Genomic DNA, 22,887 nt, shown 5'->3' with positions numbered 1-22,887 from the left:
GTGTCAGGTAATCAACGTCCTAAATAGGTGAGCACGGCGAGCACCCGCCGATGGTCCTCGGGCGCCGGCCCGAGGGCCAGCTTGGCGAAGATGCCGGAGATGTGCTTTTCCACGGCCCCTTCGGTGACGACCAGCCGGGCGGCGATGGCGGTGTTGGAGCGGCCCTCGGCCATCAGCGCGAGCACCTCGCGCTCGCGGCGGGAGAGCGTGTCCAGCGGCGCGCCACGCCGCTGCCTGCTGAGGAGCTGCATCACCACCTCAGGGTCGATGACAGTGCCGCCCGCCGCCACCTGGCGCACGGCCTCCAGGAAATCCGCCACGTCGGCCACCCGTTCCTTCAGCAGGTAGCCGACGGCCGGGCCGATGAGCTCGCCCGCGTAGCGTTCCTCGACGTACTGCGACAGCACCAGGATCGGGAAGTCCGGCCGGGCCTTCCGGACCTTCAGCGCGGCGCGCAGGCCCTCATCGGTGTGGCTCGGCGGCATCCGGACATCGACGATCGCCAGGTCGGGGACGTGCTCCGTGACCGCGTCCACCAGGGAGGGCCCGTCGGAGACCGTCGCGACGGTCTCGATGCCTCCGTCGGCGAGCAGCCGGGCCAGCCCCTCGCGGAGCAGTACGGAATCCTCGGCGATGACGACACGCATGTGCAATGACTACCACTCGCAAGGCAACTCCGCGCGCACGAGCGTGGGACCGCCGACCGGGCTGTGCAGGATGAGCACCCCGTCTATCGTGGCCGCCCGGTCGGCCAGCCCGGACAGGCCGCCTCCCGCGTTGACGAGGGCGCCGCCTATGCCGTTGTCCCACACGTCGACGAGCACCCGCCGGTCCTCCCTGGCCACGCGTACCGACGCCTCGGTGGCGGCCGAGTGCTTGGCCATGTTGGCCAGGGCCTCGGCCACGATGAAGTAGGCGATGCTCTCCACCGCGGCGGGCGGCCGGGTGGCGCCGAGCTCCACCGACACGTCCACGTGCACCGGCGCCCTCGCGGCCAGCCCGGACAGCGCCGCGTCGAGCCCACGGTCGCTCAGGATCGCTGGATGGATGCCCCTGGCCAGGTCGCGCAGCTCGGCGATCGCGGCCTTCGTGCCGGAATGTGCCTGGGCGATCAGCATCCTGGCCTCTTCCGGGGCATGGTCGAGCTTGGCCTGCGCCCGCCCGAGGTCCACCGCGACGGACAGCAGCCGCTGCTGGGCGCCGTCGTGCAGGTCGCGCTCGATCCTGCGCCGCTCCGCCTCGGCCGCGTCGATGCCCCTGGCCCTGCTGGCCCGCAGCCGCTCCTCCTCGCTCCCACTGAGCAGCACCACGGCCAGCGTGCCGTGCAGCCAGGCCATCCCGCGCACGGCGTACGCGGTCACGGCCAGCATGCCGAAGCCGAAGATCGTGCCGAGCACGGCCCCCGGCCAACTGTCGATGACCAGGACACCGTCGAACTGCAGCACCTCACCCTGCGCGTACCAGAAGGATGAGGTGATCAGAATGAGAGTCGTCGCCCATGACACGACGGACACGACGAACTCCACCAGGCTCAACGGGAACAGCAATAACAGATAGCCCAGGTCCTTCCAGGTGGCCGGGTCCTTGAACAACCAGCCCATATGGGCTGCGATGCCTCGCTGAGGCCGCTCACGGTAGGGATCGGCGATCCGCACGCCAAGCGCGGCTCGCAGCACCCGCCGCTCCAGCATCGCCGCTCCACGCCACACGACCATGGTCAGCAGCACCAGCGGGATGCCCACCCAGAAGATCACCAGCATCAGGGAGAACGGCACCGCCACGACCAGCACGACGAACCAGCCCACCCCGAAGGCCAAACTGACCAGCATGTAGGGCACGGCCCGCCAGGTGGCCGGATCGGTGACAACGCCGACAGGCCCCCGGGGTCCCAACGGCACGCGCTCTCTCAACGGCACAGCAACCATGCCACCAGAGTGCCCTGTCCACCGGCCACGGAGAATGCGGTGGACTTCCGTCCTGGGGTGGGGTTATCCCCCGTAGCCGGTCTCACCGTCACGTCACGGCGGCCGGCCCCGTGCGGGCTCAGCGGCCGTGTCCCTGGAGGCCCTCAGCCCCGGTCGGCGTCTGGCGCCGGCCAGGCTGTGCCGTACAAGAGCCGGAAAACGAAAAGGGGCGGCAGGGAGAAACCCCCACCACCCCTCATCAAGGCGCCTAGTCGCGGTCGTTGCTCACTGTGGTCTTCTGGACCTGCAGGAGGAACTCGGCGTTGGACTTGGTCTCCTTCATCTTCTCCAGGAGGAGCTCGAGCGCCTGCTGCATGTCGAGCGCGTGGAGCACGCGACGCAGCTTCCAGACGATCTGGAGCTCGTCCTTGGCCATGAGGATCTCTTCCTTACGGGTGCTGGACGCGTCGACGTCCACCGCGGGGAAGATGCGCTTGTCGGCCAGAGAACGGCTGAGCTTGAGCTCCATGTTGCCGGTGCCCTTGAACTCCTCGAAGATGACCTCGTCCATCTTGGACCCGGTCTCGACCAGGGCCGTGGCGAGGATCGTCAGCGAGCCGCCGTTCTCGATGTTGCGGGCGGCGCCGAAGAAGCGCTTGGGCGGGTAGAGCGCGGTCGAGTCGACACCACCGGACAGGATGCGCCCGCTCGCGGGAGCCGCGAGGTTGTAGGCGCGCCCGAGCCGGGTGATCGAGTCGAGCAGGACGACCACGTCGTGGCCCAGCTCCACCAGGCGCTTGGCCCGCTCGATGGCGAGCTCGGCGACCGTGGTGTGGTCCTCGGCGGGACGGTCGAAGGTCGAGTGGATGACCTCGCCCTTGACCGACCGCTGCATGTCGGTGACCTCTTCAGGCCGCTCGTCCACGAGTACGACCATCAGGTGGCACTCGGTGTTGTTGCGGGTGATCGCGTTGGCGATCGCCTGGAGGACCATCGTCTTACCGGCCTTGGGCGGCGAGACGATGAGGCCACGCTGGCCCTTGCCGATCGGCGAGACGAGGTCGATGATCCTCGTGGTGAGGATGTTCGGCTCGGTCTCGAGGCGCAGGCGGTCCTGCGGGTAGAGCGGCGTGAGCTTGTTGAAGTCGGGCCGGTTGCGGGCCTGCTCCGGGTCCATGCCGTTGACGGTGTCGAGGCGGACCAGGGCGTTGAACTTCTCGCGGCGCTCGCCGTCGCGCGGCTGCCGGACGGCACCGGTGATGACGTCGCCCTTGCGCAGGCCGTTGCGGCGGATCTGGGCGAGCGAGACGTAGACGTCGTTGCTGCCCGGCAGGTAGCCGCTCGTCCTGACGAACGCGTAGTTGTCGAGGATGTCGAGGATGCCGGCGATCGGGATGAGCACGTCGTCGTCGCCGATCACGGGCTCGTTGCTCTCGAAGCGCTCACGGCCACGGCCGCGGTTGCGCTCGCGGAACCGGCCCCGCCTGCCACGACCGCCGCGGTCGTCGTCGTCGCTGCCGCCGCGCGGATCGTTGCGCGAGTCGCCCCGCTGATCGTTGCGGGGGTCATTGCGCTGGTCACCGCGCTGGTCGCTGCCGCCACGCGGGTCACCGCCACGGCCGCCGTCGGCGACACGCTCGCGCTGGTCGGCGCGGCCGCTGTCACGGCCGTTGTCGCGGTTGTCACGACCGTTGTCGCGGTTGTCGCGACCGTCACGGCTGTCACGGCTGTCACGAATGTCGCGGCTGCTCTCGCCACGACTGTCACGGACGTCACGGCTGCTCTCGCCACGGCTGTCGCGGCCATCACGGCTGCTCTCGCCGCGGTCGCTGCCGGAACGGTCACTGCCGCCACGGTCACCGCGGTCGCGGCGCTCGCCCCTGGTGCGCCGCTCACGGCGGCTCTCGCCACGGTCGGCACGCGAGTCGAGCTGGCCTTCGGCGGGCTGGGCCTGCTCCACGACCGGCTCGGCCGGGGCGACCACGGGCTCGGGGGCCACGGCCACCGGCTCGGGGGCCTGCGCGACGGGCTCTTCAACGGTCTTGGGGCGGGAACGTTCCCGGCGTGTCCTGGTGGGCCGCTCCGCGGCGGGCGCCACCTCGGCGGCGACCGGAGCCTCGGCTACGGCAGCGGGCGCGGCTTCTCCGGTGCCGCCACCCTGCTTCTCCTGGATGGCCGCGATGAGCTGGCTCTTCCGCATGCGCCCGGTGCCGCTGATGCCCAGCTCAGCGGCCATTTTCTGCAGCTCGGGCAGCACCTTGGCGGACAGGCCGGTGCCGGAGCGACGCGCACGGGGCTTGGCCGCGGCGCGGGTGGGGGTGTCGCCGGACGCGGGCTGCGCAGGTGAGCCTGGTGCGTCGGAGAGGAGTTCGGTGGTGTCGCTCAACTAAAGGTCCTTCCCAGGGGTCGGGCGCCGGTTTTTTGTTCTGCCGGGCGTCCCGGAGGTGCTTGCGATCCGGCGGGACAGACCGGGTCGGGGTGCACGTTGCGAACTTCGGCCGCCGCTGGGGACGGCCGCCACTCTTGAAAGAGGCGCGTCCAAGCGACCACAGGACAGTGACGCGTGGATGACACCCCTCAGATTGCTGTCGCCAGCCAGATGTCGAGGTGATTCGAACGCGCAGACCCCCGTCGTCGCCACCTCACGTTGGGCCAACCGGGTGTGGGCCAACCGGAGGCAACGGATTCCGGGGAGACAGCCGCGCTGCACACGCCTCGCGACGTGCAGCATGATGCAGCGATGTGTGGCTGACAAGCACGCACCCACCAAGGGGGCATCTGGTGCGGCTATCAGCCTAACATCACCAGCGCACACGGCTATTCCCTGAAGGTCTAAAGAGGCATCAGCGTGTCTCGGGGAACTGAACGTTCGCACCAACTGGGTCGACGTCCATAAGCTGGATGTGCCAGTCATTACCCACTTCTGGCGCGATCAAATCCTGCGAATCCGGTGTAGAAAACGCAAGAACTGTGGGACCCGCTCCCGAAACGACCGCGGGCACGCCCACTGCACGGAGACGTTCTACCAGATCCGCACTGGCCCGCATCGCAGGCGCACGGTAATCCTGGTGAAGACGGTCTTCGGTGGCGGCGAACAGCAACCCGCGCTCCGGCCGCTGGGTCAGCGCCGCGATCAGCAACGCAGCCCTGCCGGCGTTGAAAGAGGCGTCCTTGTGGGGCACGTCTTTCGGCAGCAACCCCCGTGCGGTCTCCGTGGCCAACCGTGTCGCCGGAACGAACACGACAGGCCGGATGCGCACATCCGGGAGCAGTTTCACCATACGCGGTGATCCGGAGTGGTCAGTCCAGGCAATCGTCAGCCCTCCGGCCAGGCACGGCGCCACGTTGTCCGGATGCCCCTCCATCTCGGTGGCCAGCGCGAACACCTCGTCGTCAGAAAGTCCTACGCCGTCGGCGAATCCGCCCGCGTGCGGTCCGCCGTCGCTCGATTTCGCGCGTGCTCCGAAGGTGCCTGGTATGGATTCCGGACGCGAGTCAGTTTTCGTTCGCGATTCGGTATGTGTTTCGGTACCTGACCCGGCACCCGCCAGGGCGCGGGCGGCGAGAATGCCCGCGCATACGGCGGCCGAGGACGAGCCGAGGCCGCGGGCGTGCGGGATGCGGTTGCGGCAGTGCAGCCGGATGCCTTCGGGCTGAGGGACCCCCATGCGGTCGAACGTCCTGCGCATGGCCTTGATGATCAGGTGTCCTTCGCCGAGATCGAGCTCGCCCTGGCCCGCGCCCTCTCCTTCGACGGTGACGTGGACGCCCCGCTCGCCGGTCAGCGTGGCCCGGACCTCGTCGTACAGGTCCAGCGCCAGGCCCAGGGAGTCGAAGCCGGGGCCCAGGTTCGCCGAGGTGGCCGGCACGCGGATGTCAACGGTGCTCATTCGCCTGTCTCTCTCCCGCCGTCAGTGCCGGCGAGGCTGTTCTTCTCGTGACCGCAAGGCTGTCTTCTCGTACGGCGGGGCCGGCCGGATCGTGTGCCGCTTGGCCGCCTGCCGTGGCCCAGTTCGGGCTCCGTGCGCATGGCGCCGCTCCGCGGCTCACCACATCCCGCCGACCCGGCGCCGGGTTCCAAGAGAGCGCCGAACCATCCCGACCGCACGCACCGGCCGTTCCGGCACCACCTGGCGCGCACCGCAGGACCTGGCACGCACCGGGCCGTCCAGCGCGCCGGACTGCCCAGCGAGGCCAAGCCCGTGAGGCCAGGTCCGTGAGACCGGGTCCGTGAGACCGGGTCCGTGAGACCGGATCTGCGGTCCCGGCCACAAGGTCCCGCACGCACCACACGGTCCGCGAGGCTCGGTCCGCGAGACAGGGTCCGCGGGGCCGGGTCTGTGGCGAATCCCACTCTCCCGCTCATACGGGCGCGGGTGGCGTTCCTAGGCCAGGTTGAGGGCGGCGGCGGCTGCGTGGACGTCGATGGGGATGGTGACCGGAGCCGGGGCGCCGGCGATCGCCCAGTCGGGGTCCTTGAGGCCGTTGCCCGTGACCGTGCAGACGATGCGCTGCCCGGGTGCGATGAGCCCCTGCGCGTGTGCCTGCAGCAGGCCGGCGACGCTGGCCGCCGAGGCGAGCTCGACGAAGACGCCCTCCTCCTGGGCCAGCAGCTTGTACGCGGTCGCGATCTGCCGGTCCGTGACCGACTCGATGGCGCCACCGGACTCGTCGCGGGCCGCCGTGGCCAGTTGCCAGGAGGCGGGGTTGCCGATGCGGATGGCGGTGGCGATCGTGTGCGGGTGGGCGACGGGCGCGCCGTTGACGATCGGTGCCGCGCCGCTGGCCTGGAAGCCGAACATGCGCGGCGCCTTGGTGGCGATCTTGTCCGCGGCGTATTCCTGGTAGCCCATCCAGTAGGCCGAGATGTTGCCCGCGTTGCCCACCGGGATGCAGTGGATGTCGGGCGCGTCGCCCAGCGTGTCGACGATCTCGAAGGCGGCCGTCTTCTGGCCCTGCAGCCGGAACGGGTTGACCGAGTTGACCAGCGCGATCGGGTAGCTGGACGACAGCTTGCGGGTCATCTCCAGGCAGTCGTCGAACGAGCCCTCGACCTGGAGCAGCGTGGCGCCGTGGACGAGCGCCTGGGCCAGCTTGCCCATCGCGATCTTGCCGCGCGGCACCAGCACGGCGCAGGTGAGCCCGGCCCGTACGGCGTAGGCGGCGGCCGAGGCCGAGGTGTTGCCGGTCGAGGCGCAGATGACCGCCTTGGCCCCCTCTTCGACGGCCTTGCTGATGGCCATCGTCATGCCGCGGTCCTTGAAGCTGCCCGTCGGGTTGGCGCCTTCCACCTTGAGGTAGACGTCACACCCGGTCAGCGCGGAGACACGGTGCGCGGGCACCAGCGGCGTGCCGCCCTCCAGCAGTGTGATGACGGGCGTCTTCGTGGTGACCGGAAGGCGCTCTCGGTACTCCTCGATGAGGCCACGCCACGACCTGCTCATATTGACTCCCTACCTGCGGTCTTGGCCACCGAGTGTACCGGGGTCCTGGCAGTGTGCGCCGAGCCGAGTCCCGGTGGCCGCAACAACCAACAATTCGGGAAATTCTCAGCATCTCCCGGTATGGTCCCCGGCAGGGGGGTCATCACCATGAACGCGCGTCCTGCCATGACGCAGAACGACTATTCTCCGCTGACGCCGCCGAAGCTCGGCGCCTGGTCACCGGCCCTGTCCGTGAGCGTGGTGATACCCGCGCACGGTGGGCCGCACCTGGAGCTGACGCTGGCCGCGCTGGCCGCTCAGACGTACCCGGACCACCTCATGGAGGTCCTGGTCGTGGACGACGGCAGCGAGCCGCCGATCCGGCTGCCGGAGATCCGGCCGGTCAACACCCGGATCGTCCCGGTGAAGACCGGCTGGGGCATCTCGAACGCCGTCAACACCGGCGCCAAGGCCGCCGACGGCGAGATCATCCAGCGGCTCGACGCCGACATGGTGGCCTGCCGCGAGCACATAGAGGCCCTGGCCCGCTGGCACCACGAGACCGACTATCTGGTCACGATCGGGATGAAGAAGTTCGTCGAGGTGCCGGCGCTCACCGCCGAGCAGGTCTTCCGGGCGGGACACCTGGGAGACGTGTTCGACCTGGCGTCGGGTGTGTCGAGTTCCACCGAGGCGACGATCGCCAAGACCGACGGGCTGCGCAAGAGCCGCAATCCCTATCACGTGTGCACAGGACCGACCTTCGCCCTTCCCCGGGAGGTCTTCCACGCCGTGGGCGGTCTCGACCCGAACGTCGTGCGCGGCGAGGACACCGAGTTCGCCTACCGGCTGGCCATGCACGGTGTCGTGTTCATCCCGGACCTGGAAGCGCAGGCGGTGCACCTCGGGCTGCCCGCGCAGCACCGTGACCGGGAACGCGCCGTGCGGGCCGTCGAACCGTACCTCGCGCACCGCATCCCGCTCCGCCGCGACCTGCGCAAGGACCAGGGGCGCCGCTGGCTCGTACCGTATGTCGAGATCGTGCTGGACGTCACGGACACCTCCGAAGCGGTCGTACGGCAGGCGGTGGCGGCGGCGCTCGACGGCAAGCTGCAGGACGTCGTGGTGACGCTGGTGGGACCGTGGGCGCGGCTGCACGACGGGCGGCGGGCCGTGCTCAGCGACCCGAGCTTCGAGATGCGGCTGATGCGCGACCTGTTCGCGCACGACGACCGGATCCGGCTGATCGACGAGGCGGCCCCGACGCCGGCGCCCACGCCGTTCCGCTATCGGGGACCGGTGGACGTGCCGCTGCACAAGGCGACGCTGGAGCGGATGATCGAGACGGTGCAGAAGGACCTGACGGGCGTGCTCGTCGTGGACCTGCCCGACGGCCGCACGGCCCGCCTCGAACGCACCTCCGCCATGGGCCGGGCCCTGCTGCTCAGCGCCCCGGGCGATGATCTCGACAAGATCATCGAGACCACGCACGGCGTACGCCACGAGGCCCCGGACCGCTACTGGCCCCCGGCCACACCGCCGAAGCCCGCGGTCCAGAAGCCCGCAGTCCAAAAGCCGCTGGACGGCCCCGCCGCGCCGAAGCAGCCGATCGTCACGATTCCCACCTCGGCCGCCGAGGAACGGACCCTGCTGGGCCGCCTGAAGTCAGCCCTCCGCCCCAACTAGCCGCGCAGCCGCTTGCCCAGGGCGCGCTTGACCGTGGTGGCCAGCAGCACGCGCATGCTCTGCTGGGCGCGGTTGGCGGCGGCCAGCTGGCGGCGCAGCGTGCTGACGTCGCGCCGCAGCTCCACGGCGCTCTTGCGCCAGCGCCCGGCCTCGTCGCGCCACTTGGTCACCTGCGCGCGCAGGCGTTCGGCCTCCTTGGTCAGCCGTGCCGCGTCCGCCTCCGCCTTGAGCCTGGCCCGGTAGGCGCTGCGGCGGCCGAGCAGCTCCGCCGCCTCCGTCGCGAACCCGTACGTCTCGCCCTCCACCCACGAGACGCCGGACACGTCGTCCACCGCGTCGTCGAGGTCCTCGCCGGGGCGTACCACGATCCTCGCCCGGCCGAAGGCGGAGGCGCGCTCCAGCCGCGCGGCCACGACGCCGTCCGGCGACTCGCGGAGCAGCACGTTCACCAGCCCGAGCCCTTCGCCGCGGGCCAGGTCGAGCAGCCTGGCCAGGCTGTCCTCCCCCGGCACCCAGCCGGCGGGCAGCCGCAGGACGTACGGCGCGGCCGGGTCGACCTCGCCGGAGACCGCCAGCCGTACCCGGCCTTCGTGCAGGTAGTGGCCGTGGACCAGCACCAGGTCGAGGGCGGGGTCCTTCAGCGGGGCCCGGCGCTCGCGCTCCAGGGTGTCCCAGGGGCCGACCACGACGATGGACAGGTCCAGCATGGTGCCCGCCAGCAGGGCGTCGACCGTGGCGCGAACCTGCTCGTAACCGGCGGTGCCGTCGACGACGACCGCGACGTACGGGACCTTCCACTGGCGAGAGGGATGCGAGCGGAGCCACCGATAGGCGGGGATGCGGTCGGCGACGAACGCGTAACTCACGCGGTCGATGGGCTGCTGGTCGCGCATCCGCATGGTCGGCCCGAGATGGTAGGCGCGGGCCCTGGGCTCCGGTACGAACACCGCCCCGGCCTGGTAGAGCCGGTAACCCATCTCCGTGTCCTGGCCGAGTATCAGGTCGTCGTCCATCGTCCCGGCGGCGGCGATCAGCCGGGCGTTGACCGAGGTCGCGCCGCCGACGTGCAGGCTGAAGGGGCGCTGGGTGTTGTCGGTGAGGCCGTTCGTCCGCTCGATCAGGTCGACGATCCAGGCGTGCGGCTCGGCGGGTTCGAAGGCCTTCTCCAGGTCGTCGGGCAGCTCAGCGGGCACCGGCGACTCGGTGAACCTGATGTAGCTGGTCACGGCCAGGTAGGGGGCGGCGTGATGCCAGCGCATGTGCGCCTCGATCGAGCCGGGGGTGAGCAAGACGTCGGAGTCGAGCCAGTGGATCACGTCGCCGGTGGCCGCGGCGAGCCCGGCGTTGCGGGCGCCGGCCCGGCCCGGCTCCGGGCAGACGATCAGCCGGGTGCCTTCCGGGCGTTCCGCCGGCAGCCGCAGCGGCGGAGAGCTGCCGTTGTCGACGACGATGACCTCGATCAACCCTGCGGGGTAGGTCTGCCGGGCGAGCGCGGCCAGCACCAGGTCGAGCTTGTCCTGGCCGCCGTACGCGGGCACGACCACACTGACCCGCAACGTCGGCTGGTACGTCTCCGGCGGTTCGAGCATCCGGTAGTCGTTGCCGCGGATCCTGCTCATGCCGATTCCAGAAGCAGGCTCGGGCGGAAGCCGCGCCACTGGTTGGTGGCGACCTTGAGGAAGTGGGCGAGCGGAAGCTGCCAGGTGTGCTGGTCGCTCAGCGTGCGCCGGAGCACGTACCCGAGGCCGTGGGTGCGGTAGATGCTCGCCCCGGCCTCGTGGGCGGCCTTGAGGAAGTCCCGGTCCACCGCCCGCGGCTGAGCAGGAAATCCCCCCACGTCCTGAAATATCGTTTTTGTGGCGAGAATCGTGCCGCCCGCTACGTGATCGCTGGAGACCTCGCTCGGATAGGCGGCGCCACTGGCGAATGTCGTGCGCCTGATCGTGGCGTGCAACGGCTCAAGGTAAAAGAATTCGGCCGTGGTGCCCACGATGTCGGCCCCCGAATAGGACGCCGCCATGACCAGGTCGGCCAGGTGGTCGGGGCCGTACCAGTCGTCGTCGTCCCACTTGGCCACGTAGTCGCCGGACGCCAGGGCCGCGGCCTCGTTCAGCACCTCGCCGAACACCGTCTCGGCCCGGGCCTCGACCCAGGTCACGGGCAGAGGGCAGCTCTCGACCGCCTGCCGTACCTCCTCGAAGGGGACGCCGTGCAGGCCGAGCAGCACCTCGATGTCGGTGTCGCGCTGGCGGGCCATCTGGGCGAGCGCGCCGGCCACCATCGCCGGGCGCCTGGTGGACATGACCACGCTGATCCGCGGCGTACGCGAAGGCGGCAGGCGGTGGGTCAGGCGGCGCAGCCGCACACTGTGCTCCTCGCGGCGCAGGTCGGCCAGCGACCGGGGGCCGGTCCCGGTGTGGCCGAGCCAGTCGCGGTCGGTGAGCAGCGCCGCCAGCTCGGCGGGAACCCAGGCGGGGGCGTCGTGCGCGGTCAGCGGCACGCCCGCCGCCGCGAGCCGGACCAGCCCGGCCAACGGCACCTCGCGCTCGGGCCACTCGATCTCCAGGCCGCGCAGCGGGCGCAGCGCGGACACGTCGGGCTCATGGCCGTCGACCGCCCACCCGGAGAAGGCGCCGGGCAGCTCGGCGGGGCGGCCATCGCTCCAGTGCAGGCGGGCGAGCCCCTTCTCCGGCGTACGCGCGAAGCCACAGGGGGTGACGGGCATGGTGCTCCTCGACCGACGGGGACTCAGTCAGGCGCCCACCTTACGCCGGTCTGACACCCCTTGAGACGTTGAGTTCACCTTGGGGTGGATGGCCACTGTGGAGGTAACGTAGGCCGAACCAGCAGGATTCTCCCAGTTTTTGTCCAGGAACCTGTGGCACGGTAGTGGCGCATGTTTATTAAGGTGTCAATACCCCATTGACGCCTGAAATGTCATGACTACGAAAGGTATGCGCGGATGTTCTCGCCCCGCCGACTGGCAGCGACCGCCGCAATCCTCGGAGTTCTGGCCGTAGCCGTGCTCGTGGTGCTCGTCCTCGCCGGTCTGCTCACGCTCGGCGCCGCCGCCGCTTCGGGGGCGTTCGCCCTCACGCTGGCCGGGCTCGCCGTTCTCGTGCTGACCGTACGGCGCATCGACGGCAAGGCCCAGCGCATCGACCTGCGAGCCAAGAAGCACGAGGCCGAGCTGGCCAAGACCGCCACCGCGCTCAAGCGCATCGAGTCGCGGCTGGACCGCCTGACCGAGGCCGTCGAGCGGTCGGCCGCGCGGCGCGAGGATGATCTCAGCGCGATCCTGGCCTCGCTGGGCGAGGACCGGGTCAACGCGATGACGCGGGCGCGAGAGGTGGAGGAGCTGCGCGAGGAGATCCGCGCGCTGGCCAAGGACCCGGCATGACGCGGGTCAGGCACAACGACTGGGGAACGCTCAAGCCGCCGGCCATCGGCGCCTGGCAGCCCGCGCTGACCGTTTCCGTGGTGATTCCCGCCTACAACTGCGCACCGGCGCTCGCCCGGACCGTGGCCGCGCTGGCGGAGCAGACCTATCCCGCCGCGCTGGTCGAGGTCGTCGTCGCCGACGACGGCAGCGAACCGCCCATCGACCTGCCCGGCGTCCGGGTGGTCCGGGTACGCGAGGGCTGGGGACGCGGCGCGGCCAGGGAGACCGGCCGGCTCGCCGCGACCGGCGACGTGATCCATTGGCTCGACTCGGACATGGTCCTGGCCCCGGATCACCTGGAAGCGCACATGCGCTGGCACCACCTCATCGACCACGCCGTCGTGATCAGCGACACCCGGTTCGTGGCGGCCCTGGGCGAGGAGGGCACCCGGACCGAGTACACGCGCATGACCCTGGAGTCCACCAGGATGCTCAAGGACGCGGGTTCGAGCGCGTACCTGCTGCATACCGGTGCCTCCACCTCGCTGCGCGCCGACCTGCTGCGCGAGGCGGGCGGCGTCGACACCAGCCTGAACATGGCCGAGGACACCGAGCTCGGCTACCGGCTGGCGCAGGCCGGGGCGGTGTTCATCCCCGACGAGCAGGCTCGCGCCTGGCATGTCGGTGAGTCCACCGTCATGCGCCGCGAGAAGGACGTGCACCGGCACAACTGGTCCTTCCTCGGCGATCTGCTCCCCGAGCTGCGCTGGCTGCGCGGCCATCCGCGACGCCGCTGGCTGGTGCCGTACGTCCAGGTTGTCGTGGAGGCGACCGGCTACGAGCGGACGCGCGCCAGTGCCGACTCCGCGCTCGCCGGGACGATCACCGACACGGCCGTGGCGATCGTCGGCCCCTGGGACAAGCTGACGGACGAGCGCCGCGACAGCCTCGACGACCCGCTGCTCGACCTGCGCCTCATCCACAACCTCTACCGGAACGAACCGCGCGTCACGTTCGTGACGTCCGCGCCCGACTCCGCGGCCCCCGCCCCGTTCCTGCTCACGCTCCCGTCCGGCTGGGTGCTGGGCGCCGACACGCTCTCCCGGCTCGTACGACTGGCCGACCAGGACACGCTGGGACTCGTCTGCGCCGTGCTCGACGAGGGCGAGGCCGGAGTCGTGGCCGCCAGGCTGGAGCGCACCGCGGCCTTCTCCCGCGCGGCCCTGTTCCACGGCGGGACCGACGACCTGGTGGACGAGATGTTCGGATCGCTCTGGGTGAGCGGGGCCGAGTACGGCTTCGCCCCGGAGGACCAGGCCGAGCCGCTGGCCGGAGACCCGGCCAAGTGGCGGGCGCTGGCGGGCAAGCGGCAGGACGAGGTGAAGGAGCTGAAGGCGGAGATCGCGCGGCTGACGGCCGAGGTGGACCGGCTGTCCGCCGATCCCGTCCCCGACGCCGCGGCCGGGCCGCTGACCTCGCTCATCAGGCACCTGCGGAGCGCCGGATGATCCGCGAACTGCTGGCCGAGCTGCCCAAGGCCCGCATCTTCCTGGCCGGGGTCGAGCACGACGTCGAGGCCGTGGACCTGGACCGGGACCTGCTGGAACCGTTCACGGAGCCGGAAAAGGTGCACGAGGTGCTCATCCTCGCCCGTACCCCTGCCGACCTGCGCCGGGCCGCCACGCTGCACAAGCTGCTGCCGGACGCCCGGCGGGTGGTCGTGGCCGTGCTCGACACGCCCGCCTCCCATCCGGCGCCCGTGCCCACCCCGACGCCCGCGCACCGCTGGCGCTCGCTCACGGATCTGCGGGTCTACCAGCCGAAGGACCGGGTGTGGGTGGTGGACGCGCGGTTCTCGGCGCCCACCCCGGCCGGCCGTACGGTGACCGCCACGGCTCGGGCGTTCGCCGGGCACCGGCTCGACGTGATCACGGCGCCCGCGGCGGCGATCGCCGGCGTCGGCGCGGCGGCCTGGCGTCCAGGCGACCCGAACGCGACGCCCGCCGAGGTGACCGGTCCGGTGCCGGAACGGGTCGGCGCCCCGGGCAGCGACGTCGTGCTCCGCACGCTCGACGCCGCTGAAAGTGGCCGCGAGGAGGGCGTTGACGACCCGGCCGACTGGTCCGGGTCGCAGACGCCGATCGAGCGGCCCACCTCGCGGTCCGCGAGCTGGGAGCGGCTCGGCCGGCCCGGCGGCGCCGGGCTGTCGCTGGTCGATCCCGACGTGCTCGGCGAGCCGTCGATGATCCCGCCGGTCGACGAGCGGCTGGTCAACCCGCAGGGCTTCGTCACCACCCCGTCACGCGGCCTGGCGTCCCTGGTGGAGCGCGACGGCCGCTGGTCGGTCGTACTCGACGGGAAGGCGGTGACGGCGTTCGCCGAGTCGGGCGGCGTGACGGACGCCGACGTGGGCCGGCTCCGGCAGATCCGCGGCGTGGAGATCGACTGGCACCACGCCCACAGCGGCCCGCTCGCCGCCGTCCGCGTGCTGACGGGCCTGGCCGCGGCCGGCGTACCGCTGACCGCGCACACGGTGCCGCGCTGGGCCGGCGCCCTCGGCCACGAGCTCGCCGGCCTGCTGCTCCGCGATCCTGACCTCTCCGACGAGCTCCGCCGCGAGGAGCACAGCATCCGGCTACGCCGCGAGGCGCTCCGCACCCATGGCGTCGCCGCCCGCTGGGAGCAGCTCGGCGCCCCCGCCCCCGCTCCCCCGCTGACCTCGGTCCTGCTGGCGACGCGGCGGGCCGACATGGTCGGGTTCGCGCTCGACCAGGTCGGCCGGCAGCGCGGTGTCCAGCTCGAAGTGATCCTCGCCCTGCACGGCGTACCCCCGGGCCATCCGGACGTGGCCGCGGCCATCGCCGCCTTCGACGGCCCGCTGACCGTTCTGGAGGCCGACCACCGGGCGGTGTTCGGTGAGGTGCTCAACGAGGCGGCGACGCGGGCCTCGGGGTCGTTCCTGCTGAAGATGGACGACGACGACTGGTACGGCCCCGACTTCCTGGCCGACCTGCTGCTCGCGCATTCCTATTCGGGGGCCCAGGTGGTGGGCACCGTGCCGGAGTTCGTCTACCTGTCGTCGATCGACGTCACCGTGCACCGCAAGCAGATCACCGAGCAGATCACCAGCTTCGTCGCGGGCGGCACGATCCTCGTGGAGCGCTCGGCGTTCCAGGCGGTGGGCGGTTTCCGGCCGCTGCGCCGGTCGGTCGACACCCAGTTCCAGGAGGCGCTGCAGGCGGCCGGCGGGCAGATCTACCGTACGCACGGCCTCGGGTACATCCTGCGCCGCGGCCCCGCCGCCAACCACACCTGGCAGGAGCCGATCGGCACGTTCCTGCAGCGCAACAGGAACCAGTGGCGCGGCTTCCGCCCCAGTTTCCTCATGGAGCTCGAAGGGAGCGCGCAGCCGTGACCTCTCGTATCCGCCGCAACGACTACGGCGTGCTCACCCCGCCCCTCCTCGGCCAGTGGACGCCCGAGCTGACCGTCACCGTCGTCGTCCCGGCCCACGACCGCCAGGAGACGCTGGACCTCACGCTGGCCGCCCTGTCCGCGCAGAGCTACCCGGCCGAGCTGCTCGACGTGATCGTCGTGGACGACGGCAGCGCGGTGCCGGTACGCCTGCCCGAACTCACCCCGGCCCGTACCCGCCTCATCACCAGCCCGCCCGGCGGCTGGGGCCGTGCCTGGGCCGTACAGGCCGGCATCGACGCCGCCACCGGTGAGATCATCTTCGTGCTGGACGCGGACATGGTCCCCCATCACCGCCACGTCGAGGCCCAGCTCCGCTGGCACCACCTGGCTCCATACCTGGTCGTGCTGGGCTGGATCGACTTCACCGCCGGCGAGGTGCTGCCCACCCCCCGTGAGGTGCGCCAGGCGCTTAAGGACGGCCACGAGGACAAGCTGTTCCCCCTCTCCCCGCACCGCCACGACTGGGCCGAGAAGATCATCCTCGACCACGAGGGCCTGCGTACCGCCCCGAACTCCCTGGCCACCCGCATCCACGTGGGCGCCACCGCCTCCTACCCCGCCTCGCTGCTGCGCTCGATCGGCGGCCTCGACACCTCCCTGGTGCTGGCGGAGGACACCGAACTCGGCTACCGGCTCACCCAGGCGGGCGCCGTGTACGTACCGGACCCCGACGCGCGCGCGTGGCACATCGGGCTGCCGACCGCCATGCGCGACTTTCTCTCGTTGAAGCGGTACAACGACCCTTACGTGGCGGACCGCGTGCCGTACCGGCGCTACCTGCGCACGGACCCGGGCCGGCAGTGGCTCGTCCCGTACGTGGACGCGACCGTCCCCGCGGCGGGCTACGAGGACGTCCGCGCGACGGTCGACGGCCTGCTGGCGAGCTCGCTGCCGGACGTCGCGATCACCATCACCGGCCCCTGGTCCGCGCTGGGGAACAGCCGCCGCTCCCCGCTCCGCGACCCCGACCTGGACCTCCGCCTCATCCACGCCACCTTCGAACACGATCCCCGGGTACGGCTGGCCGACACCTCGGGATCCCCCGGGGTCGTGCCGCCGTTCCGTCTCCTCGTGCCTCCTGGCTGGGTTCCCGCGCGCGACACCCTGCAACGCCTCGTCAACCACCTGGAGGAGCACGACGGCGGCGCCCTGTGCGTCGCCCTCGACGAGACCGACCAGGGCGTCACCGTGGCCAGACTCGAACGCACCGCCGCCCTGTCCCGCGCGGCCCTGGTGTCCCGCCCCGGCGAGCACCTGGACACCGTCCTGGACGAGGTCTTCGGCCTGGAATGGCTGGACGGCGACACCTGGGGCTTCACCCGCCGCCCCCCGATCTACCCGCCTCGCCGCCGCCCGGTCCCCGAGCTGGACCGGATCACCGCCCAGTACGAGAAGGAGGTCACCCGTCTCCGCAAGCGCACCGCCCTGATGCAGGCCGAACTCGCCCAGCTGCGCAGGGAGGCGGGCAAGGGCCGCAGGGACTCGGAACGGTGGCGCGAGAAGGCCGAGTCGTGGCGCCGCGAGGCCGTCCGCCTGTCCCGCGACCAGGACCGCACGGTACTCAAACGCGCCGTCCGCCGCGTCCGCAACCTGGCCTTCCCGGACACCTGACCCGCCAGCCGCTCGCGGCGCCGAACCAAACTCCGCGCAGTCCATCGCATCGCGACAATGGATCAAGCTCGCCGGGACGTCGGGCGAGCTCAACGAGCAGCGGGAAGCGGTCCGTCTGGCCTCGTACTCCCTCATCTTCGACGCCGGCCAGGGCTACTACGGCTACCTGCGCACGGGCGACACCTTCGGCAAGACGCCCTACCAGGAGGCGCTGGTCGCCTGACCATCATCGGCTTCATCACCCTGAACGTCACCGACCGCGTTCCCCACCTGGTCAGAACGGGACCCCGCCATCGCGTCACCGACTGGGCCATCGGGCGCGCCTTCCGCTTCTACTTCGCCGGCCGGGCCGACGGGGTGCTGGCCACGCACGAGGCGGCCGAGCCCCCATCGGCCAAGAGCCGCATCGCCGTCTATGGGCTGGACGGAAAGCGGCGCAGGTTCTACACGGGCGTCGGCGTCTTCGATGAATGGAGCGCCGGGACGGTCTCCTCACCTTCGGGACGCTTCTTCGCCACCTTGGTGCGTAAGGACGACAACGCGCGTGACATCGGCATCGTCGAGGCGTCGACCGGGAAGATCCTTCACCGGGTCGGCGGCCGGGACATCCAGGCCTTCGCCGGGTGGTACGACGACGAGCACGTCATCTTGAAGCGGGTGCGCGGCAAGACCGTTACTTTCCAGCGCGTCGGCTTCTCCGGCGTCGCCGACCTCGATCTGATCAAGGAGAAGCTCGTCGCCGGTCCCGCCGACTACGAGCCGCACCTGGCGCGGGTCAACTTCGTCCCTGCTCAGCAGTGACACGCTCCAGAATCACCAACGGAATCTGCCGCTCGGCTTTGCGCTGGTACTCGTCGTAGAGAGGAAAGACCGACGCCATGTTCCGCCACAGCGGCTCTCTCTCCGCATCGGTGGCGGTACGGGCTCGCGCGCTGAACACGTCCGCCAGAACCTGCACCGTCACCTCCGGATGCTCGACGAGGTTGAGGTACCAGGCCGGATGGCTGTCGGCCCCGCCGTTGGACGCCACCAGAAGGTACCGGTCACCGTCCTGGCCGTAGATCAAGGCCGTGCGGCGCAGCTTGCCGGACTTCCGGCCGCGCGTGCTGAGCAGCAACGTCGGCCATTCCTGGTAGAGGTGGCCGTCCTGGCCGTCCGTCTCCACGTATCGGCGGATGTGGTCGGCCACCCAGTCCGTCGGGCTGTCCAGCACTTCTTCGCTGTGTTCTGTCATCGTTCCTCCGTTGGGGACGCGAACAGGCTCGTACATGAACAGGGGTTTAAGTCAAGCGGGCGAGATACGGAGTAACGCCACGCAACCATCTGGTCGCGCCGATAGTCCAATCCGTCATGCGCAGCACACTCATCGACGGCGACCCGCAGCGGCTCGGGGAATACTGGCTGGCCGGCCGGATCGGGGCGGGCGGGCAAGGCGTCGTGTACGAGGCCTACGACCCGGCGGGCGCCAGGGTCGCGGTCAAGGTGCTCCGCGGCGACCCGGTCAGCCGGCCCGAGCTGCGCGATCGCCTGGCCAAGGAGGCGGTCGCGGCGCAGCGGGTGGCCTCGTTCTGTACGGCCAGAGTGCTCGGCGTCCATCTGGAGGGGTCCAGGCCGTACATCGTCAGCGAGTACGTCGAAGGCCCGAGCCTGCGCGCGGCTGGGCGGGTGTTCCGCGGCGACGACCTGCACCGGCTGGCCACGGCGATCGCCACGGCGCTGACCGCCATCCATGACGCGGGCGTCGTGCACCGTGACCTCAAGCCCGACAACGTGCTGCTCGGCCCCGACGGGCCCCGGGTGATCGACTTCGGCGTGGCCCGCACGCTGGAGATGTCGCTCACCGCCACAGGAGAGGTGGCGGGCACGCCCAGTTACATGGCGCCGGAGGTGTTCTCGGGCGAGCGGGCCGGGCCGCCCGCGGACGTGTTCGCCTGGGGCGCGATCATCCTGTACGCCGCCACCGGCGAGGATCCGTTCACCGCGGAGGCGCTCGGCGCGGTCATGCACCGCGTGCTCTCCCACGAACCCGACCTGGCCGCGCTGCCCGACCCGCTGCGCCGCCTGGTGCGCGCGGCGCTGGCCAAGGAACCAGCACGCCGCCCGACCGCGCGCGAGCTGCTGCTCGGGCTGGTCAACAGCGACGGAAGGCTCGACACCGCGCGGCTGCTCGAGCAGGGCGCCGGCGACGGCGAGCGGATCGGGATCACCGCCGACGACCCCTCGCTCGGCGTCATCGCCGAGGACGCCTACTCCGCTCTCGGCCCCGCCGAGAAGGAGCTGGTCCCCGAGCTGTTCCTGCGGCTGCTCACGGTGAACGCCGAGGACGAGCTGGCGCTGCGCGAACTCCGCAGGTCCGAGCTCCCCGACGGTATCGAGCGAGTGCTGGACGCGTTCACGTACCTGGTCTCCAAGGGAGATCCGGTACGGCTGCTGCGCCCCGCCCTACCGCTGGCCTGGCCCCGGCTGCGCGCCTGGATCGCCGCGAACCGGGACGGATTGGTCGTGCACCGGCAGATCTGGACGGCGGCGGAGCGCTGGGAGGAGCACGGGCGGAAGGACGCCGACCTGTTCCACGGCAGTTCGCTGGACGACGCGCTGAGCTGGGCCGCGGCCGACCGCAGGAACATCACACTCACCCCCGGCGAGCGGGACTTCCTGTCCGCGGCCGCCGCGCTCAACAGGCGCCGATCCCGCAGGACCAGGCTCCTGTCCGTCGGGCTCGCCGTGCTCCTGGTGCTGGCCCTGGTCGCGGGAGGTCTGGCCGTACGGCAGAGCATCATGCTCGCCGACCAACGCGACGTGGCCGAGTCCGCCCGGCTGGCCGGGGTGGCCGACACGGTGAGAGGCAAGGACCCCGTCCTGGGCATGCTGCTCAGCACGGCGGCCGCGCGGCTGTCCCCCACGGCCGAGGCCAGGTCGAGCCTGTTGGCCTCGGTCGTCGACCAGGGCGGCGCGGCCTTTCACGACCCCGACACCGGGCCCGACGTGGTGCGCGCGCTCAGCGCCGACGGCCGCTCGCTGATCAGCGTCAGTCCCGACGAGGTCAGGGTATGGGACCTGACGACCGGCAGGCGGACGGGCGGCTTCACCGGGCTCGGCCTGACCGGCAGGCGCCTGCGCCAGGCCGCGGTCAGCGAGGACGGGCGGCTGCTGGCCGTCGCCGACAGCGAGGGTGTCGGCCTCTGGGAACTGGCCACCGGCAAGCGGACGGGCCGGCGCCTGCCCGCCACCGAGATGCTCGACCTGAACATCGGCTTCAGCGGCGGCCTGCTCATCGTCGACATCGGACAGGGCAAAAGCGCCTACAACCCGCGTACCGGAAAGACGACCGCGCTGCCCACGCTCGTCAAGGCCGCGATCCATCCGGGCGGCGACTACGCCGTGGCCGGACGCGAGCGCTGGGCGCTGCCGTCGGGCAAGGCACAACGCGGTTTTCCCGGCATCTGCGGCGACTGCAGCCCGGTCTCGGCGTTCAGCCGCGACGGGCGGCTCCTGGCCATCTCCGACAACGGCGGCCTGGTCGTCTTCGACGCCCGTACCCGCAAGGAGATCACCACGATCGCGGACTGGGAACCCATGGCGACGCCGGTGTTCAGTCCGGACGGCAAGGTCCTCGCGGGGATCGGCTCGACGATCAGGCTCTACCGGCTGAACGCCGACGAACCGCTGATGCTCGAACGCGCCATAGCGGACCCGGTATCCGCGGTCGCCTTCGGCCCGACCGGACTGCGCTACCTGAGCGAGGACACGGTCATCACGCTCCAGCCGTACGTCGCCGCGGACGAGACCGTGGACGAGATGGAGTTCAGCGCCGACGGCCGGCTGCTCGCCACGCACGCCCTGGGCTCAACCAAGATCACGCTGAACGGCAAGGCGTTCGAGGCGGGGACGCTCCAGGACTACGACAGCGAGCTCTCCTTCAGCCGGGACGGCAGGCGGCTGGCGATCAGACGGAGCGACGACGTCACCGTCCGGGACACCGCCACCTGGCACGAACTGGCCAAGGTCCCGGCCACTCCCGACTCGGACGGCGCGCTTCCGGCCCCGGCCGGACTCTGGACGACCGACCAGAAGACCTTCACGCTCTGGCAGGTCCCCGGCGGCAAGCGGCTCAAGCAGGTGACCAGGCCGCGCCTGCTCGGCTGGACGGTCGCCGCGGACGGGCGCCTCATCGGCCTGGACGCGAGCCTGCTACGCCTGGTGGACCTCGAGACCGGGCGCCGGTTCGGACCGCGGCTGCCGTTCTCCGGCAACGCGGAGGAGGTCTGGTTCAGCGCCGATCTGAAGCTGGTCGCGGCGAACTTCGCCGGCAAGGTGGGCATCTGGGACACCAGCACGGGCGCGCAGGTCGGCGACTGGCTGCGGGTGGGCGGGGTGTCGTGGACCGCCGCCTTCTCGGCCGACGACCGGCTGTTCGCGTTCGCGTCCCAGGAGAAGTCGCTGATCGTCTGGGACGTACGGCAAGGCCGGCCGGCCGGACCCACGATCCGTCTTTGGGACAGCGCGCGGTCGATCGCCTTCTCCGCCGACTCCGCCGAGCTGCTGGCCATGGGGAGGATGGGGCGGCTGACCAGGGTTCCCCTGGCGATCGAACCGCTGGTGAAGGCGGCGTGCGCGCGGGCCGGCCGGGCACTGACCGAGGCCGAATGGACCCGGTATCTGCCAGGCCAGCCGTTCCGGAAAGGGTGTTAGGACTTGTTCAGGAGAGCGTCATCGTGACACTGCCCGGGATCGCGGCGAACGCATCGCGAAGGCGAGCGGAGAGGTCGTCACGGCTCGCGGGTCCGGACTGAAACGTCCACTCCTCCAGCGCACAGTGGAAAGCCGAGATCATCATGTCGAGGGCCAGCCGGAGCCGCAGGTCGTGCGGGTCGGCCGGACCGAAGCGCTCCCGCAGGATCGTGATCGCGGTACGGGTGGTGCGGTCGCAGAACTGCAGCCCGTGCGCGTTCATCGACGGCGTCTCGGCGGCCAGCCGGCGGGAGAGCTGAACACGCTCCGCCCAGCCCTCGGCGGGCATCCGGTCCAGCGCCGTAAGCAACGTGTCCCGCAGCAGCACCAGGAGCGTGCCGTCGGTCGGCTGCCGGGTCTGGAGATCGTCCAGAAAGGCGGCCCACAGATCCTGAGTGGGCGCCATCGCGACGTCTTCTTTGCTGTCGAAGTAGCGGAAGAAGGTGCGCTTGGACACCTCGACGGCGGTGCAGAGCTCATCGAGCGTCGTGCCGTCGAAACCCCGCTCGGTGAACTGCTCCAGCGCGGTGTCGATCAGCGCCAGGCGGGTGCGGAGCTTCTTGCGCTCGCGTAGCGGCAGTCCGCTGAGGATCTCGGTGCTCATCACCCCTAGCGTATCTCGTGCGCGAACGCCTCCTATAGTCTTGTGCCACTCAGTGGCATAAACCTCTCA

Annotated in this window: 16 protein-coding genes; 7 read left to right on the top strand and 9 right to left on the bottom strand. The window is 70.9% G+C overall.

All coding sequences use genetic code 11. From position 1 onward, the window contains the following. Nucleotides 1-11 precede the first annotated feature (11 nt). The 5 genes from AB0B91_RS07400 to thrC all read right to left on the bottom strand — a co-directional run bounded on the left by AB0B91_RS07400 (nt 12) and on the right by thrC (nt 7,348). Nucleotides 12-647, bottom strand: a complete 636-nt coding sequence (locus AB0B91_RS07400; RefSeq protein WP_358317086.1) for a response regulator transcription factor — start codon at nt 645-647, stop codon at nt 12-14. Between the two features lie 9 nt (nt 648-656). Beyond that, on the bottom strand, nt 657-1,898 hold the full coding sequence (locus tag AB0B91_RS07395) for a sensor domain-containing protein (RefSeq protein WP_358317084.1): 1,242 nt from the start codon (nt 1,896-1,898) through the stop codon (nt 657-659). A gap of 274 nt (nt 1,899-2,172) precedes the next feature. Then, nucleotides 2,173-4,290 (bottom strand): transcription termination factor Rho, encoded by a 2,118-nt coding sequence (gene rho, locus AB0B91_RS07390; protein WP_358317082.1) that lies wholly within the window; start codon nt 4,288-4,290, stop codon nt 2,173-2,175. 457 nt (nt 4,291-4,747) lie between these two features. After that, nucleotides 4,748-5,794 (bottom strand): homoserine kinase, encoded by a 1,047-nt coding sequence (locus AB0B91_RS07385; protein ID WP_358317081.1) that lies wholly within the window; start codon nt 5,792-5,794, stop codon nt 4,748-4,750. Nucleotides 5,795-6,289: 495 nt separating this feature from the next. Beyond that, nucleotides 6,290-7,348, bottom strand: a complete 1,059-nt coding sequence (gene thrC, locus AB0B91_RS07380; protein ID WP_358317079.1) for a threonine synthase — start codon at nt 7,346-7,348, stop codon at nt 6,290-6,292. Nucleotides 7,349-7,495: 147 nt separating this feature from the next. On the opposite strand from thrC, the gene AB0B91_RS07375 reads away from it, so the two are divergent. Next, the gene (locus AB0B91_RS07375; protein ID WP_358317077.1) at nt 7,496-9,013 is read left to right on the top strand and encodes a glycosyltransferase; all 1,518 of its coding nucleotides are present in this window, start codon (nt 7,496-7,498) and stop codon (nt 9,011-9,013) included. Here the strand turns inward: AB0B91_RS07375 and AB0B91_RS07370 are convergent. Both AB0B91_RS07370 and AB0B91_RS07365 read right to left on the bottom strand, forming a co-directional pair. Continuing rightward, nucleotides 9,010-10,632 carry a glycosyltransferase gene (locus AB0B91_RS07370; RefSeq protein WP_358317075.1) on the bottom strand — a complete coding sequence of 541 codons (1,623 nt, stop codon included), beginning with the start codon at nt 10,630-10,632 and terminating at the stop codon, nt 9,010-9,012. The genes AB0B91_RS07375 and AB0B91_RS07370 overlap by 4 nt on opposite strands. Then, complete coding sequence (locus AB0B91_RS07365; protein ID WP_358317074.1) at nt 10,629-11,738, bottom strand: glycosyltransferase; 1,110 nt, start codon at nt 11,736-11,738, stop codon at nt 10,629-10,631. Before AB0B91_RS07365 ends, AB0B91_RS07370 begins: the two co-directional genes overlap by 4 nt. Nucleotides 11,739-11,975: 237 nt before the next feature. On the opposite strand from AB0B91_RS07365, the gene AB0B91_RS07360 reads away from it, so the two are divergent. The 5 genes from AB0B91_RS07360 to AB0B91_RS07340 are packed head-to-tail and all read left to right on the top strand — an operon-like array spanning nt 11,976 to nt 18,284. Next, nucleotides 11,976-12,413 carry a hypothetical protein gene (locus AB0B91_RS07360; protein WP_358317071.1) on the top strand — a complete coding sequence of 146 codons (438 nt, stop codon included), beginning with the start codon at nt 11,976-11,978 and terminating at the stop codon, nt 12,411-12,413. Then, entirely contained in the window at nt 12,410-13,903 is a 1,494-nt protein-coding gene (locus AB0B91_RS07355; RefSeq protein WP_358317069.1) for a glycosyltransferase family 2 protein, read from the top strand. The genes AB0B91_RS07360 and AB0B91_RS07355 overlap by 4 nt, the downstream gene beginning before the upstream one ends. Next, nucleotides 13,900-15,810, top strand: a complete 1,911-nt coding sequence (locus tag AB0B91_RS07350) for a glycosyltransferase (protein ID WP_358317066.1) — start codon at nt 13,900-13,902, stop codon at nt 15,808-15,810. Before AB0B91_RS07355 ends, AB0B91_RS07350 begins: the two co-directional genes overlap by 4 nt. Beyond that, nucleotides 15,807-17,483, top strand: a complete 1,677-nt coding sequence (locus tag AB0B91_RS07345; RefSeq protein WP_358317063.1) for a glycosyltransferase — start codon at nt 15,807-15,809, stop codon at nt 17,481-17,483. Before AB0B91_RS07350 ends, AB0B91_RS07345 begins: the two co-directional genes overlap by 4 nt. A gap of 57 nt (nt 17,484-17,540) precedes the next feature. Then, on the top strand, nt 17,541-18,284 hold the full coding sequence (locus AB0B91_RS07340) for a hypothetical protein (protein WP_358317060.1): 744 nt from the start codon (nt 17,541-17,543) through the stop codon (nt 18,282-18,284). Here AB0B91_RS07340 and AB0B91_RS07335 read toward each other — a convergent pair. Then, nucleotides 18,259-18,717, bottom strand: coding sequence for a nitroreductase family deazaflavin-dependent oxidoreductase (locus AB0B91_RS07335; protein WP_358317057.1), 459 nt, complete (start codon nt 18,715-18,717; stop codon nt 18,259-18,261). The two genes, AB0B91_RS07340 and AB0B91_RS07335, sit on opposite strands and share 26 nt — an antisense overlap. A 116-nt stretch (nt 18,718-18,833) precedes the next feature. Between AB0B91_RS07335 and AB0B91_RS07330 the strand changes: the two genes are divergently transcribed. Then, nucleotides 18,834-22,175, top strand: coding sequence for a serine/threonine-protein kinase (locus tag AB0B91_RS07330; protein WP_358317054.1), 3,342 nt, complete (start codon nt 18,834-18,836; stop codon nt 22,173-22,175). A 7-nt stretch (nt 22,176-22,182) separates the two neighbouring features. On the opposite strand, the gene AB0B91_RS07325 is transcribed toward AB0B91_RS07330, so the two are convergent. Next, nucleotides 22,183-22,818, bottom strand: coding sequence for a TetR family transcriptional regulator (locus AB0B91_RS07325; protein ID WP_358317052.1), 636 nt, complete (start codon nt 22,816-22,818; stop codon nt 22,183-22,185). Between the last annotated feature and the right edge of the window lie 69 nt (nt 22,819-22,887).

It is taken from the genome of Nonomuraea sp. NPDC049141 (genome assembly GCF_040648415.1).
GTDB lineage: Bacteria > Actinomycetota > Actinomycetes > Streptosporangiales > Streptosporangiaceae > Nonomuraea.
The sequence above is the reverse complement of the archived record's forward strand: the minus strand, read 5'-3'. Positions and strand labels throughout refer to the sequence as shown.

Bases quoted from the DNA above. Each gene is read 5' to 3' on its own strand.
- AB0B91_RS07400 (WP_358317086.1), bottom strand. From the start codon at position 647: ATGCGTGTCGTCATCGCCGAGGATTCCGTACTGCTCCGCGAGGGGCTG.
- AB0B91_RS07385 (WP_358317081.1), bottom strand. From the start codon at position 5,794: ATGAGCACCGTTGACATCCGCGTGCCGGCCACCTCGGCGAACCTGGGC.
- thrC (WP_358317079.1), bottom strand. From the start codon at position 7,348: ATGAGCAGGTCGTGGCGTGGCCTCATCGAGGAGTACCGAGAGCGCCTT.
- AB0B91_RS07375 (WP_358317077.1), top strand. From the start codon at position 7,496: ATGAACGCGCGTCCTGCCATGACGCAGAACGACTATTCTCCGCTGACG.
- AB0B91_RS07370 (WP_358317075.1), bottom strand. From the start codon at position 10,632: ATGAGCAGGATCCGCGGCAACGACTACCGGATGCTCGAACCGCCGGAG.
- AB0B91_RS07365 (WP_358317074.1), bottom strand. From the start codon at position 11,738: ATGCCCGTCACCCCCTGTGGCTTCGCGCGTACGCCGGAGAAGGGGCTC.
- AB0B91_RS07360 (WP_358317071.1), top strand. From the start codon at position 11,976: ATGTTCTCGCCCCGCCGACTGGCAGCGACCGCCGCAATCCTCGGAGTT.
- AB0B91_RS07355 (WP_358317069.1), top strand. From the start codon at position 12,410: ATGACGCGGGTCAGGCACAACGACTGGGGAACGCTCAAGCCGCCGGCC.
- AB0B91_RS07350 (WP_358317066.1), top strand. From the start codon at position 13,900: ATGATCCGCGAACTGCTGGCCGAGCTGCCCAAGGCCCGCATCTTCCTG.
- AB0B91_RS07340 (WP_358317060.1), top strand. From the start codon at position 17,541: ATGGATCAAGCTCGCCGGGACGTCGGGCGAGCTCAACGAGCAGCGGGA.
- AB0B91_RS07335 (WP_358317057.1), bottom strand. From the start codon at position 18,717: ATGACAGAACACAGCGAAGAAGTGCTGGACAGCCCGACGGACTGGGTG.
- AB0B91_RS07330 (WP_358317054.1), top strand. From the start codon at position 18,834: ATGCGCAGCACACTCATCGACGGCGACCCGCAGCGGCTCGGGGAATAC.
- AB0B91_RS07325 (WP_358317052.1), bottom strand. From the start codon at position 22,818: ATGAGCACCGAGATCCTCAGCGGACTGCCGCTACGCGAGCGCAAGAAG.